This is a genomic window from Janthinobacterium agaricidamnosum NBRC 102515 = DSM 9628 (genome assembly GCF_000723165.1).
Lineage (GTDB): Bacteria > Pseudomonadota > Gammaproteobacteria > Burkholderiales > Burkholderiaceae_D > Janthinobacterium > Janthinobacterium agaricidamnosum.
In genome coordinates, this window is record NZ_HG322949.1 from 2047079 (window position 1) to 2061391 (window position 14313).

General features: G+C 64.3%; 8 protein-coding genes. 3 read left to right on the top strand and 5 right to left on the bottom strand.

The genetic code is table 11. The features are described from left to right. Positions 1-121 precede the first annotated feature (121 nt). Together GJA_RS08735 and GJA_RS08740 are read left to right on the top strand one after the other, a co-directional pair. A complete protein-coding gene (locus tag GJA_RS08735) occupies positions 122-1045 on the top strand; it encodes an alpha/beta hydrolase (protein WP_038491053.1) in 924 nt (307 codons plus the stop codon). Between the two features lie 153 nt (positions 1046-1198). Then, positions 1199-2128 carry an alpha/beta hydrolase gene (locus tag GJA_RS08740; RefSeq protein WP_038491056.1) on the top strand — a complete coding sequence of 310 codons (930 nt, stop codon included), beginning with the start codon at positions 1199-1201 and terminating at the stop codon, positions 2126-2128. Here GJA_RS08740 and GJA_RS08745 read toward each other — a convergent pair whose 3' ends face one another. After that, positions 2129-5062, bottom strand: coding sequence for a 7TM diverse intracellular signaling domain-containing protein (locus tag GJA_RS08745; RefSeq protein WP_242404489.1), 2934 nt, complete (start codon positions 5060-5062; stop codon positions 2129-2131). It abuts the gene before it with no gap. A 194-nt stretch (positions 5063-5256) separates the two neighbouring features. Between GJA_RS08745 and GJA_RS08750 the strand changes: the two genes are divergently transcribed. Further along, positions 5257-5889 carry a LysE family translocator gene (locus tag GJA_RS08750; RefSeq protein ID WP_174525957.1) on the top strand — a complete coding sequence of 211 codons (633 nt, stop codon included), beginning with the start codon at positions 5257-5259 and terminating at the stop codon, positions 5887-5889. 3 nt (positions 5890-5892) lie between these two features. On the opposite strand, the gene GJA_RS08755 is transcribed toward GJA_RS08750, so the two are convergent. The 4 genes from GJA_RS08755 to GJA_RS08770 all read right to left on the bottom strand — a co-directional run bounded on the left by GJA_RS08755 (position 5893) and on the right by GJA_RS08770 (position 14234). After that, a complete protein-coding gene (locus GJA_RS08755; protein WP_038491060.1) occupies positions 5893-6615 on the bottom strand; it encodes a YceI family protein in 723 nt (240 codons plus the stop codon). A gap of 617 nt (positions 6616-7232) precedes the next feature. After that, positions 7233-9896 (bottom strand): M1 family metallopeptidase, encoded by a 2664-nt coding sequence (locus GJA_RS08760; protein ID WP_038491062.1) that lies wholly within the window; start codon positions 9894-9896, stop codon positions 7233-7235. A gap of 448 nt (positions 9897-10344) precedes the next feature. Further along, the gene (locus tag GJA_RS08765; RefSeq protein WP_038491065.1) at positions 10345-12390 is read right to left on the bottom strand and encodes a prolyl oligopeptidase family serine peptidase; all 2046 of its coding nucleotides are present in this window, start codon (positions 12388-12390) and stop codon (positions 10345-10347) included. A gap of 92 nt (positions 12391-12482) precedes the next feature. Continuing rightward, positions 12483-14234, bottom strand: coding sequence for a CehA/McbA family metallohydrolase (locus tag GJA_RS08770; protein ID WP_051780518.1), 1752 nt, complete (start codon positions 14232-14234; stop codon positions 12483-12485). Positions 14235-14313 lie beyond the last annotated feature (79 nt).

The window sequence follows — 14313 nt, forward strand, 5'->3', positions numbered from 1 at the left end:
GTGTTGGTAATGTCTCAGTAATGTTGTGCTTGTCAAAATGCAAGAGACCGAACCCGCGCTGGTCTTGACGACAGCGGGTTCGTCACTTATATCGACACAGATAACCTTTTTAAGGCACAACATGCACTATCGTCGTTTTATCCTCAGTTTCCTTGCCGGACTGGCTATCTTGCCTGCGCTGGCGGCCGCCCAGGCGACTCCGAACACCATTCTGCTGTGGCCGGGCGCGCCGCCGGATGGCCCCGGCCCGGGCGGCGCCGTGCACCAGACTGCCAAGGGCTCGATCACCAATGTCAGCAAGCCTTACATGATCGTGCACCGTCCCGCGCAGCCGAACGGCGTGGCGGTGCTGGTGATCAGCGGCGGCGGTTATGCGCATATCGAGAGCGGCACCGAGAGCGGACCGGCCGCCAACTGGCTGCAAGCGCAGGGCGTCACCGCGTTCGAACTGGTGTACCGCCTGCCGCAGGAAGGCTGGGCCACCACCACCGTGCCGTTCGAGGATGCGCAGCGGGCGATGCGCATCATCCGCAGCCGCGCCGGCGATTTCGGCATCGATCCGGAGCGCATCGGCGTGATGGGCTTTTCGGCCGGCGGCCACCTGGCCGGCATGACGGCCGCGACTTCCGACGTGCAGCGTTATGCGCCGATCGACTCGGTCGACAGCCTGTCGGCGCGGCCGGCGTTCGCGGCGCTGCTGTATCCGGTGCTGACCATGCTGGCGCCGTTTAATCATACCAACTCGCACAAGCAATTGTTGGGCGACCATCCGACGGTGGCCGAGGAAAAGGCCGATTCGGTTGAAGAGCAAGCCGGCACCGACATGCCGCCGACCTTCCTGGCGCAGGCGCTGGACGATCCGATTTCGCCGATCGACAACAGCTTGCTGATGTTTAACGCGCTGCGTCCGCTGAACGTGCCGGCCGAGATGCATGTATTCCAGGTCGGCGAACACGGCTGGGGCCTGGGGGCGGCCGGCACCGAAGTGGCCGCGTGGCCGGGCTTGTTCACCTCGTGGGCCAGGCAGAACGGCATCCTGAAGTAATCTTGACGCGTTCATCCCGGTTACAGTTTGATACCGGGATTAACGCAGCGGTAATGTGCGCAGCCCGGCGAGACTGTACTATGTGGAACGCCGGGCCAGCAACGACGTGAGCAAGGGGCCGGCATCTTATTCATCCACCCAGCGAGGCCCCGCATGCCAGCACGCCGATTTTTCCTGCCTTTATTGACCGTCGCCAGCCTGGCTATCTTGCCGACCGTGGCCAGCGCGCAATCGCGCGACGACATCATCCGCCTGTGGCCGGGCGCGCCGCCGGATGGTCCGGGACCGGGCGGCGCCGAGCGCCAGAGCGCCAAGGGCTCGATCACCAATGTGGCGCAACCCTATCTGATCGTGCACCGCGCCGCGCGGCCGAACGGCGTCGCGGTGCTGGTCATCAGCGGCGGCGGTTATGCGCATATCGAAAACGGCAAGGAAAGCGGCCCGGCCGCCAACTGGCTGCAAGCGCAGGGCGTCAGCGCGTTCGAACTGGTGTACCGGCTGCCGCAGGAAGGCTGGGCCAGCAGCGCCGTGCCGTTCCAGGATGCGCAGCGGGCGATGCGCATCATCCGCAGTCGCGCCGGCGAATTCGGCATCGATCCGAAGCGCATCGGCGTGATGGGCTTTTCGGCCGGCGGCCACCTGGCCGGCATGACGGCCGCCAGGCCCGACGCGCAGCGTTATGCGCCGGTCGACGGCGCCGACCGCTTGAGCGCGCGGCCGGCGTTCGCGGCGCTGATTTATCCGGTGCTGACGATGCAGCCGCCGTTCAACAAGACCCATTCGAAGAAGGAAATCCTCGGCCAGCACGCCAGCCATGCCGAGGAAAACGCGTATTCGGTCGAGTTGCAGGCCGGCCCCGACATGCCGCCGACGTTCCTGGCGCAGGCGCTGGACGATCCGATCTCGCCGGTCGATAACAGCCTGCTGATGTTTGCCGCGCTGCGCAACTTGAATGTGCCGGCCGAGATGCATGTGTTCCAGTCGGGCGGCCATGGCTGGGGACTGGGCGCCGGCAAGGGCACGGTACGGGCATGGCCGGACTTGTTCGCGTCATGGAGCCGGCTGAACGGGTTCTGGGAATAACTAGGCTTGCAAGTCGTCGCAGGCTTCCTTGAGTGCCGCGTCGACTTCCGGAAAACCCAGCGCGACCTGGTCCAGGTCGCCGTTGGTGGCCAGGTTTTCCATGCGCTTGCACAGATTGTGCAGCGCCGGCCGGCTCAGGTAGGAGGCGCTGCCTTTCAGCGCATGGAAGGCGGCCGCCACCGCGTTGGCGTTGTTGGCTTGCAGCGCGTCGCGCGCCAGTTGCAAGCGGCGCGGCGCTTCATCCAGGAATGCTTGCGTGATGCGCTGCATGTGCTGGTGCGACAGGCCGACCAGCGGCACGATGCGGATCGCATGGTCGTCGCACTCGCCATCGTGCCGGCCGTGCTGGCCAGCCTTGCCGTCGAGCCCATCGAACTCGTTTGAAATGCCGAATTGCAGCGCCAGTTCTTCTTCGCGGGCGGTTTTTTTGGCGCGTGGCGGCGGCATCGTCGGGCTCAGCAAACGGCCCCGGCTCAGCAGCATCATGATCACATGGTCGATCTGGTCGTACAGCAGGCGTTCGTCGACCGGCTTGCTGAGGAAGCTGTCCATGCCGGCCGCCAGGTAGCGCTGGCGGTCATGTTCGCTGGCGTTGGCGGTCAGCGCGATCACCGGGATGGCCGGATCGGGCACCGGGTATTCGGGACTGCCGCCTATCCTGATCAGGCGCGTGGTCTGTTCGCCATCCATCAGCGGCATGCGGCCATCCATCAGCACCACGTCGAAATCCGAGGCGCTCAGCGCCTGCAATGCCTCGAGACCGTTTTCGACGATCTTGACGTCGTGGCCCATGCCTTCGAGCAGCGTGCCGATGATGATCTGGTTGGTGCGCACGTCTTCGGCGCATAGCGCGCGCAGGCGGTAGGCGTGGCGTTCGCGGCGCGGCGCCAGCCGCGGGTCGGGCGGCGGCGCGGCGCCGATGTGCAGCGGCAGGCTGAAACGGAAGCGCGAACCGACGCCGAGCCGGCTGTCGACGCCGATGCTGCCGCCCATTAATTCCACCAATTCCTTGCAGATCGCCAAGCCCAGGCCGGTGCCGCCGTAGCGCCGGGTGGTCGAATGGTCGGCCTGCTCGAATTTCTGGAACAGCCGCGGCAGGATTTCCGGCGCGATGCCGGGGCCGGTATCGCTGATGATGAACTCGATATTCACTATCCCGGCGCGGCCGTTGCGGGCCGGCTTGCCCATCTTGACTTCGAGTAGCACTTCGCCGCTGGCGGTAAACTTGATGCCGTTGCCGAGCAGATTGATCAGGATCTGGCGCAGCCGGGTCGGGTCGGCCCGTACATAACGCGGCAAGTCCAGCGCCAAGTCGCTGCGCAGCAGCAGGCTCTTGGCGTCGGCCTGGCTCTGGACGATGCCGGTGGCGTCGCCGATCAGCGCCAGCAAATCGAAATCCAGCGTTTCCAGCGCCAGCTTGCCGGCATCGATCTTCGAAAAGTCGAGGATGTCGTTCAAGATCGCCAGCAGCGACTCGCTGTTGTGCAAGCCGATGCGCAGGTATTCCTCGGTACGGCCGCGTACCGACTGGTCGCGCAGCGCGAACTTGAGCATGCCGATCACGCCGGCCAGCGGGGTGCGGATGTCGTGGCTCATCGCCGACAGGAAATCGATGCGGTGGCGGCTGACCACTTCCGCGTGTTCCTTGGCCAGCGTCAGCTTGTCGTTGGTATGGGTCAGTTCCACCGTGCGTTCGCGGACCCGTTGTTCCAGGTGGTTGCGCAGCACGCGGATCTGGTCGGCCAGCGCGAACGCCAGCAGCAAGCCGTCCAGCGTGCCGCCCAGCAGCGTGAGTAACTGGGCATTGTCGACCAGCGCCGGTGCCAAGCCTACATTGGACGGCAGGATGAACAGGCCGGGCAGCATCAGCGCGATAAAAGCCAGCACGAAAAAGCGCGCCGGCTGGTAACCCTTGCGCCACACCACGATGCCGGACGCCAGCGCCAGCGTCATCCAGATTGAAATGACGATGGTGGCCAGCGTATGCGCATAACTGAGGTAGAAAAAGCAGCTTGGCAGCACTAGCAGCGGCAGCACCAGGTTGACGCGGCTGATTTTTTCCAGCAGCGGCGAAAATTCGCCCAGGCGCAGGAAGTTGTTATAAAACAGGGTGCTCAATACCGGCAGCAGGAAGAACGGCACATAGTGCAGCTCCAGCTGATGCCAGTCGAACAGGTCGGTGAACACATGGAAAGTGATGGCCCACGCCATGCCATAAGTCATCACATACAGTGCGTAATAAAACGACGATTTATCGCGAGTGATCGAAAAGATGAAAAAGTTGAACAGGCCCAGCGCCAGCAGCGCGCCGATCGAGGCTACGGTCAGGAAATTTTCCCTGGCCACCAGGCGGCGATAAACGTCGCGCGGAACCACTGAAAAGACCGGCGCGCGCGCAAAATACGGGCTCGAAAAATGCACCAGCACGCGATAGGTCGTGCCCGGGACCAGCGTCACGTCCTTGCCGTAATGCAGCAGGTATTCATGCGGCTGGCGGTAGCCGGACAGCAGCCGCAGCGGCGCAGCGCCGCTGTTGTCGTAGATGCGGGTATCGATCCGGTCGATCAGCGTATCGTTCGGATCGAACACCCACGCCGGCTGGTCGCTGTCGTTGCGCAACTCGGCGTACAGCCAGTAACTGCCGCCGAACAGGTTCACTTTCGGCACCGGCTGCAATGTCGCCAGCCAAGCGGGCAGGGCGGCCGCATCGGCTGGCGGCAGGTCGTCGCCGGCCTGGAACAGTTGTCCGCGATTGCCGATTTTTTGGCTGGCGCCGTCCTGCAACACCAGCGCGGCGGCCGACGCCGGCGCCGGCACGGCCCACAGCAGCATCAGTCCCAGCATCAGGCCCGGCAGCATGCTGCCCACGATGCGGCACAGCCGGCGCCATGACGGGCGGCGCGCGATTCTGGAGGCGGTTGGCAATAGCGGCATCTGGCGTGCTGGTTCTGGAATGGTCTGGCTGGGTAAGTGCCGCGCGCTGCAAGGTAAGCTCATTTTAATCGACAAAGGATATCCGCGCCGGGATTCGATCCGGCGTGCGCCGGGGCGCCAACGGCGGGCCTGGATGAGTGTGGGGCGGACGCTGTATCATGCTGCTTTCCTTTTGCATTCCAGGATATTGACTCATGCTGCTGATCAGTCCCGAACAGTTTGCCGGCTTCCTTGGCGCCGCGCTGCTCATCACCGTTTCTCCCGGTCCCGACAACCTGATGGTGCTTGGCGTCGGCATGTCGCGCGGGCGCAGGCAGGGCATGGTCTTCGGCCTCGGCTGCGCGCTGGGCTGCCTCAGCCACACGCTGCTGGCGACGCTGGGCGTCAGCGCGCTGATCGCCGCGTCGCCGGCCGCGTTCACCGCGCTCAAGATCTGCGGCGGCCTGTACCTGGTCTGGCTCGGCATCGGCGCGCTGCGCAGCCGTGGCGGCACCAGCGTCGATGGCGCGCTGCAAGTGCAAGAGTCCTCCGCCCGCTTATTCGCCAAGGGCTTGCTGGCCAACAGTATCAATCCGAAAGTCGTGCTGTTTTTCCTGGCCTTCCTGCCGCAATTCGTCGATGCCGGCCGCGGCGGCGTCGGCTGGCAAACCGCGCAACTGGGCTTGATCTTCACGGCCCAGGCGTGCGTGCTGTTTGGCTTGCTGGGTTATTTTTCCGGCGCGGTCGGCAAATGGATCAACCGCCACCCGTCCGCCGGCCTGTGGCTGGACCGGGTTGCCGGGACGATCTTCATCAGCCTCGGCGTGCGGCTGATGGTGGCGCGCTGACTGTTACAGCTTCACCGCGACCAGCTTGAACTGCAAGTCCATCTGGTCTTGCACCGCGATCGCGCCGCCCAGCACGGCAAACGGCACCAGGCCGAAATCGGTCTGCTTCAGGCTGACCTTGCCTTGCACGGTCAGGCCGCCGGCCGCGTCTGTCTCGATGCGGGTGGGAATGGCCACCTCGCGCGTCACGCCATGCAGCGTGATCGCCGCGTGCAGCAGGCTGTCGCCGCCGGCACGCGTCACATGCACCTGCACCCACGGATAGTTATCCGCGTCGAGCACCTTGGCCAGCATATTGTGGCGCGTGCCTTCGATCGCTTCCTTCGATGGCTGGGTGTCGAAGCCGGCCTCCTTGCGCAGCGCCCCTTCATCGACCGTCATCTGATCGAGCCGGAAACGGAAGTCGGCGCGGTCGCGGCCGGGCGCCGCGTAACCCTGCACGTCGCGGCTGGCCACCACATGGTCGTGGCCGAGCCGCGCCAGGCGGCCGCCACGGTACACCACGATGGTGATCAGCGACGCTTGCGGGGCTATCCGCAGCACACTGTCGCCGGCCTTGGCGGCGTCCAGGTAGTAACTTTCCGGAAAGTCGCTGACGGCGGCGGATACCACCGGTCCGGCTGGCGGCGTGACGGCCAGCGGCGCGCAGGCGGCCAGGCACAGCGCGGCCGCCAGGCAGGCTGCGCGGCGCGGGGAGTGGTTGGGCAAACGGGTGCGCAAGAACATCGGTCGAACTCCTGGTGAACAGCGTGACAGCGATAATGGCGCTGGCCGGCATGCGGTTTTTTGTCGCGATTTTTGTTACTATCTTAATCGATTTCGCAGCACTAGGAAACTGTTGCAATTAAAGTCATTGAAACTATGGCAGGCAGGCCTGATTTGTTTGCTCAAGGTCATGCGCCGGTCATATCCGCCGGGTATGATGTTTCTGTTGGCACAGCAGGCGCCGCGCTGGTCACTGCCCTCCGGGAGGTGCGGGATCGCGGCGTTTGACTCAGCAGGTTAGCCGGTGACCTCAAGCATCGGCACCAATTCCATGCCCCTGCCCGCGGTGGGGGCATTCAAGAAAAATGCCAGGCTTAATGAAGTCCTAAGCCTGCGCGATGCAACTTCTGGCAAAGTACTTACATGGCGCACGGATAAACCGGGCCCAAGGTTGCCGGACACCACATGACCGGCACAGATTCGGAATGGCGCTGCCGAGACAGCGAGTTCAGTGATTATCCCTACGCTCTGATACAGCGTTTTAGCCGGTTGCCGCGTTGAGCGAAACCGGCTTTTTTTCGCCCGTGACTTTACGAAAAACGCCACAGGCGGTTTGCCCGTGGCGGGATGGCATGCGCTTACTTCGGCAACTTGGCCAGCCACGCATCGATCGCCGGCAAGCGTTCCTTGCGTACCTTGATGCGGTACTGGATGCCGGCCACCGCGGCTTGCGCTTCGCCGCGCGCCTCCGCGGCCAGCTTGGCCTGGGCATAGGCTTGCAGCTTGCCGACCATGGCCGGATCGGCCGACGTGGCCGCCAGGCGCGAGAGATAACGGCTCAGCGAGCTGTAATCGACACGTTCCTCGACTTGTTTTTGATGTGCCAGCGCAAAGTCGAAGGCCAGGTCGGGATGCAGGTAGGAGACCCGGCTGATCATCGCCGCGCTGTTGGTCAGTCCCGGTTCATCGGTCAGCGCCAGTTCCAGCGCGCGCTGCGCCAGCGCGACGTCCTTGCTGGCGCCCAGCAATTCATACAGGCGGCTCTTGATCACCTGGCTTTTTTCCTGCTGCGCGGAGGCGCGCAGCGCATCCCAGGCGGCCGCATCGGCATTTTGCGCCACCACCGACAGTATGACCTTGCGCAAGGCCGGCGGCAGCGCCGTCGCATCGCTGTGTTGCGCGGCGTAGCGGCGGCGCGCTTCGGCGATCACGGCCGGGTCGCCCAGGTCGCTCAAGGTCAGGATCAGCGTCGAGCGCAAGTTGGCGACCGTGCTCGATTCGTCAGGCCGGATGGTCCAGCCGGTCCTGGCCAGCACCGGCGCCAGCCGCGCGATGGCGTAATCGCCAAAGGCTTTCTGGCGCGCCGGATCGGCCGCGTACAGGTGATGGATGTCGTTCAGCGTCGAGGCGATCCGGCCCCACACCTGGCTATCGGCGTCGAGCGGGGTGGCATTGACCAGGTCGAGCACGTCGGAGGCCGGCTGCAAGCCGGCCTGGCCCAGCGCCTGCGTATCGGCCAGCAAGCCCAATTGGTCGATCGGCGCCAGCCCGGCGAAACCGGCCGCCAGCCTGGCGAAACCGGCTGGCTGGTACAGTGTGCGGAAATAACCGCTCTGGCCGGCGTTGACCAGCACCGCGCCGCAGCCCGGCACATCCAGGCTGGCCTTGCCATTGGTGACCAGCACCCGCGCCACGCCGGTATTGCCGATGGTTTGCGCGATCACCGGCACGCGCCACGACAAGGCTTTTTTATTCGGCTGGTCCTTGCTGAATTCCGTCTGGGTCAGCGTGACGCGGGTCCGGCCGTTGCGGCACACGGCGTCGCCGACGCTGATCATCGGAATGCCCGGTTGCAGCGTGAAATCGTGGGCGATCGCGGTGATCGGCTTGTGCGCCGCTTTTTCCACCGCGCGCCACAAGTCGTCCGACACGGTATTGCCGTAGGCGTGGGCCTTCATGTAGCCGCGTACGCCGTCGCGCCAGCCGTCGCTGCCGACATAGGCTTCCAGCATGCGGATTACCGCCTGCCCCTTGTCGTAGGTGATGGTATCGAAGGCCTGGCTGGCTTGCTCCACCGTCGCGATGCGCTGCACCACCGGGTGGGTGGTCGACAGGGCGTCCTTGGCCATTGCTCCTTCGCGTCCGGCCACCGCTTCCAGCTTGGTATTCCATTCCGGGTGCAGCAGCTCGGTGGTGCGGCCTTCCATCCACGAGGCGAAACCCTCGTTCAGCCACAGGTCGTCCCACCAGCGCATCGTGACCAGGTCGCCAAACCACTGGTGCGCCGTTTCATGCGCCATGGTGGTGAAGATGTTTTGCTTGTCGGCCACGGTCGAGAAGGCCGGGTCGAGCAGCAGCGCCTGTTCGAAGGTGAATACGGCGCCCCAGTTTTCCATCGCGCCGAAGAATTGGCTGCGGCCCGGCGCGGCGATATTGTCGAGTTTCGGCAGCGGGTAGCGCACGCCGAAATAATCGTTATATTCGCGCAGCACCGCCGCGCTTTCGTCGAGCGCGAACTTGCCTTGCTCCAGCGCGCCGCGCCGGGTGACGACGCCGATCTCGGTGCCGTCGACCTGCTTGGCGGCGCGCTCGAAATCGCCGACGCCGAAGAACAGCAGGTAGGTCGACATCTTCGGCGTGATGCCGAACTTGACCAGCTTGCGGCCGTCGCCGAGGTCGGCGCTGCTGGCCACCGGCATGTTGCTCAGTGCCATTTCATCGCTTGGCACGGTCGTTTCCAGCGAGAACGTGGCCTTGTAGTTCGGTTCATCCCACGACGGAATCAGGCCGCGCGCGTCGGAATTCTCGAATTGGGTGTACAGCGCGCGCTTGCGGCCTTGCGGCGTATCGTAGTCGAGGAAGAACAGGCCGGTGGCCTGGCTGCGGATCTTGCCGCTGTAATCGAGGCTCAGTTGGTAATTGCCCTTGGCCAGCGGCTTGGCGAAGTGGAATGTCGCGGTTTGCCGTTCGGCGTCGCTGACGATCTTGTCGGCCGCCTGCGCCGCCAGGCCCGGCTTGCCGGTGCCGCTGATCGATGCGCCGGCAAATACCAGGTCGACCGCGTTCAGCGTGATTGAGCTGGTCGGTTCGCTCACGGCCAGCGTGATGGCGACCTTGGCCTTGAACGTGGCGGCCTGGGCGTCCGGTGTCAGCGACAGCGCGTAATGGCTGGGGATGACGCCGCGTGGCAACTGGGTGGTGGTGCCGGACGAGGCGGCCGTGACCGGCGCGGCCAGTACGGCGGGGGCGCCGGCCAGGCCGATCAGCGTGAGGACGGCGGCGGAAATCAACTTGCGATGCATGGGATAGCCTTGTGGTTGGTCGACATGATGGTGAGGGAACCTCGCTGCGGTGAAGCAGCGTTTTCCGTCGAGCAATCTAAAGTGAAAGTACGCCAAAGTCAACGCGGCTGCGGCCTGATGCCAATTTGATATGGCCGAATACGCTTTCGTCATGGGAGTCGGGCATGCTCGATTGATACACGGCGGCGGCGCCCCAAATTGCCCCAATGTGGCGCTGGCGCTGGATGCGTCCGATTTGCGGTACGTGCTGCATACAACTGGACTTGTTAAAAGGGCAGCAAAAAGAAGTGTGGTTTTTACGACTCAATCCGGATGGGCGGATACGCGGCATCGTCGGCCCTGGCGCCGACGATGCCGCGGTGTGGCAGATGGATCCGGTGACTTTGCTTCAGTTGCCTGGTCCAGTTGCCTGTTTCAGCTGCGTATTTCAGCTGCGTATCTCAGTTGCTTACTTCAGTTCATTCAGCAGGAAGGTGTAGGTCAGCGCCCACATCTGCGCCTGCTGGTCGTTATTGGCCGCGCCGGCGTGGCCGCCTTCGGTGTTTTCCCAGTACAGCACGTCGTGTCCCTGCTGCGCCATTTTTGCCACCATCTTGCGCGCATGGCCGGGATGGACCCGGTCGTCGCGGGTCGAGGTGGTGAACAGCACGCGCGGATATCGTTGATCCTTCGCGACGTTCTGGTACGGCGAATATTTGCCGATGTAGGCCCATTGCGCCGGGTCGTCCGGATCGCCGTATTCGCCGATCCACGACGCGCCCGCCAGCAGCTTGCCGTAGCGCCGCATGTCCAGCAGCGGCACCTGGCACACCACCGCCTTGAACAGGTCCGGCCGCTGCACCAGCACCGCGCCGACCAGCAAGCCGCCATTGCTGCCGCCCATGATGCCCAGGTGGCGCGGGCTCGACAGCTTGCGCGCGATGAGGTCTTGCGCCACCGAGATGAAATCGTCATAGGCGCGCTGGCGCTGTTCCTTCAGGGCCGCCTGGTGCCAGCGCGGGCCGAATTCGCCGCCGCCGCGGATATTGGCCAGCACGTACACGCCGCCGTTATCCAGCCATGCTTGTCCGGTGACGCCGCTGTAAAACGGTTTCAGCGAGATTTCAAAACCGCCGTAGCCATACAGCACGGTCGGATTCCTGCCGTCGAATCGGGTGTCCTTGCCCATGATGACGAAGTACGGCACCTTGGTGCCGTCTGGCGACGTCGCTTGATACTGCTGCACGGTGTACGGCGCGGCGTCGAAAAAGGCCGGCAGGGATTTGACGGGATGGCGCTGGTCGCTGCCGGCGCTCGCCAGGTACAGCGTGGTCGGTGTCAGGAAATCGTTCACGCTGAGGAAGTACTGGTCCGAGCCGATCGGATCGAGCGCGCGGGTTTCCAGCGTGCCGAACGCCGGCGCATCGACCGCGCGGCGCTGCCATGCGCCATCGATGCGACGCCATTCGACCAGCCGGTTCCTGACATTGTCGAGCACATTGATCAGCAGCGCGGATCGGGTCGCGGTGACCCCGTCCAGCGAGCTGGTGGACGTCGGGGTAAACAGCACCTCGAAGTTGCGCCCGCCTTTCATGAAGCGCTGGAAATCGGTGGCCAGCAGCGCGCCTTGCGGATAGGTTCGGTCGCCGACGGACCAGTCCGAGCGCAGCGTGATGATCAGCTGGTCGCGCACCGTGCTGGCGTTGGCGTCGTCCGGTTTCGGCACCTTGACCAGGCTGGCGCCGTCGCGCAGGAATAGTTCGCTGCTGTAGAAATCGACCTGGCGTTCGATGAATTGCGCTTCATGGCCGGGCGTGACATCCTGGTAGGCGCCGACGCCGAGGTCGTCCGCCGCGGCTTCATACACGGTGCGCGCTTCGGCCAGCGGCGTGCCGCGGCGCCATTCCTTGACGATGCGCGGGTAGCCGGAACTGGTCATCGAGCCGGGGCCGAAATCGGTCGACACGAACACGGTATTTTCGTCGATCCACGAAGCGCCGCCTTTCGCTTCCGGCAAGATGAAACCGTCGCTCACAAAAGCGCGCGTGGCGACATCGTATTCGCGCACCACGCAGGCGTCGCCGCCGCCGCGCGACAGCGAAACCAGGCAGCGTTCTTCTTGCGGATACAGGCAGGCGACGCCGGCCCAGACCCAGTTCTCCTGTTCGCTGGCCGCCAGCTGGTCGAGGTCGATCACGGTGTCCCATGCCGGTTCCGGCAATTGATACTGCTCCAGCGTGGTGCGGCGCCAGATGCCGCGCACATGCCGGGCGTCGCGCCAGAAATTGTAATAAAACTCGCCATGCTTGCTGACATGCGGGATGCGCTCGCTGGAATTGAGGATGGTTTTCAGTTGCCCGTTCAGCGCGGCGAATTGGGGCCGGCCTTCCAGTTCGCTGGTGCTGATCTTGTTATGCCGCCTGACCCATGCCAGTTGCCGCTCGCCGGCCACGTCTTCCAGCCATTGGTGGGGATCGTCCGCCTGCGCCGGGGTAGGTTCGCTATCGTTGGGCATCGCTGGTCTTTCGTAGTAAGAAGGAAAGGGCCGCTTACCGGATGAAGCGGCCAGAACGCTACTGTGCCATGAATTTTGCCCTGCTGCAGGGTTTAACGGTGGGCGGGCGTTGGTTGCGTCATCGTTTGTTGCGTCGCCGTCCGCTGCGTCACCCACACCGGCGCCGACCACAGCACCTTGCCGTCGTCCTGGGTCAGCCGCGCGTAATAAAAATGTTCGCCATCGGACGGCGTCAGCGTGATCGTCGCCGCCGTTGACAAGGGCGTCACGCTGCCGTTGGCGCCAGGCACGCCCTGGAAGATGGTGACCGCGCTGGCGCTGCGTCCGGCCTGATTGCTGAAACCGACGCTCAAGGACAGCGGGCCGCTGTTGCCGAAGCGCTCGCCCATGATGTGGCCGTTGGCGGTCAGCACCAGTTGCGACTGCTTGTCCATCGTCGCGAACACGCGGCGCGCCTGGATCGCCTGCAGCAGGCTGTCGCGGCTCAACGGCGTGTCGTTGGGGATCAGGATGCCGGTGCGGTTGCTGTACGACGCGCCCCAGTTGGCGCAATGGTTGTCCTGGTTGCTGCTGAACGCCACGTGGAAACCGGCCGCCAGCGCCTTGTTGCACGCCAGTTCGTAATTGCTGCGGCGGCTTTCGGTTTCGGTGGTATTGACCGAAAAGGCCGACGTATTCATCACTTCGCACAAGGCCATGGCCTGGTCGCCGTCCTGGCTGTAGCCGAAAGGCAAACCGCCGACGACGAATTGGCCGCTCAGCGCCGGATGGTTGAACTGGCCGATCCAGCCGCGTTGCGCCATCAGTGCGTACAGCCCGGCGTAATCGCCTTTCTCCGTGTAAGTGTCGGCCAGTAATTGTCCGCTGTCATTCATTTCCCAACCGAGTAATTGATTGCTATTGAAAATATTCAAGTGGCCGCCGCCTTTGATGACGCCCCATTCCATGCCGTACAGCGCGACAAAGCCAGGGTGGGCGGCGGTAAATTCGGCCGCCGCCGCCAGGCCGCTCTGATACAGCGCGCGTACCAGCAGCGGGTCGGCGCTGCGGTTGGTGCGGTCCGAACCGTCATACATATGGTTGTGTTCGGATGTCATCAAGCTGTCCAGGCCGTGATCCAGCGCATATTGGTAGGCATCCTTCGGGCCGAACGGCGCGCTTTGCGGCGCCTGCGCGCCATGGCAGCCGGCCAGCGGGCCGCCGCCGTCGCTATGATTGGTCTGGCTGTGCAAGTTCGCGTACACCACCGTGTAGGGCAGCGCGCCGGCCGCCGGCGCCCACTGCAGCGACGGGCCGGCCAGCGCCTGGAAGCCCGGCATCGCCAGCGGCGCCAGCTGGCCGACGGATATCGTCCAGCGCTGTTCGATGCTGTCCTGTGCATTGCTCGACAGTATTTCCTCGACGCCGTTCAGGCTGGCGCCGGCCAGCGCCGCTCCGGCGTCGCGCGCCAGTGCCCGCAAGCGCAATTGATATATGCCGGCGGATAGGCCGCCTGGCAAGGTTTTGCCATCGGCGCGGCCATCCCAGCGCAGTGCGATATCGACCGGCCGTTCCAGCAATGCCTGGTCACCGAACCAGCTGCGCACGGCGGCGCCGTCGGGATCGAGCAAGTCCAGCCGCCAGCTGACCCGTTGCGGCTGGTCGGCCATCGGATACGCGAATTGCAGCGAGATAGTGCGCGCCCGGTTGTCGCCTGGCGCGCGGTACGGCGCTTGCAGCGTGGCCTCGAATTCGCGGTGCTCATGCGGCGCGGCGGCCAGCGCGGCAGGGGCCGGCAGGGCGCAGCAAGCCAGCAAGCCGAACGCTGCTATCTTGACGGTGTGATACTTGAGTCGGTTGAGCATTTTTCCCTCCAGATCGAAATCCGAACGTACTCAACCATTTGACATGCCTGACTTGATATTGGTTCAACTCTTATTGATA

Bases quoted from the DNA above. Each gene is read 5' to 3' on its own strand.
- GJA_RS08735 (WP_038491053.1), top strand. From the start codon at position 122: ATGCACTATCGTCGTTTTATCCTCAGTTTCCTTGCCGGACTGGCTATC.
- GJA_RS08765 (WP_038491065.1), bottom strand. From the start codon at position 12,390: ATGCCCAACGATAGCGAACCTACCCCGGCGCAGGCGGACGATCCCCAC.
- GJA_RS08760 (WP_038491062.1), bottom strand. From the start codon at position 9,896: ATGCATCGCAAGTTGATTTCCGCCGCCGTCCTCACGCTGATCGGCCTG.
- GJA_RS08770 (WP_051780518.1), bottom strand. From the start codon at position 14,234: ATGCTCAACCGACTCAAGTATCACACCGTCAAGATAGCAGCGTTCGGC.
- GJA_RS08745 (WP_242404489.1), bottom strand. From the start codon at position 5,062: ATGCCGCTATTGCCAACCGCCTCCAGAATCGCGCGCCGCCCGTCATGG.
- GJA_RS08750 (WP_174525957.1), top strand. From the start codon at position 5,257: ATGCTGCTGATCAGTCCCGAACAGTTTGCCGGCTTCCTTGGCGCCGCG.
- GJA_RS08755 (WP_038491060.1), bottom strand. From the start codon at position 6,615: ATGTTCTTGCGCACCCGTTTGCCCAACCACTCCCCGCGCCGCGCAGCC.
- GJA_RS08740 (WP_038491056.1), top strand. From the start codon at position 1,199: ATGCCAGCACGCCGATTTTTCCTGCCTTTATTGACCGTCGCCAGCCTG.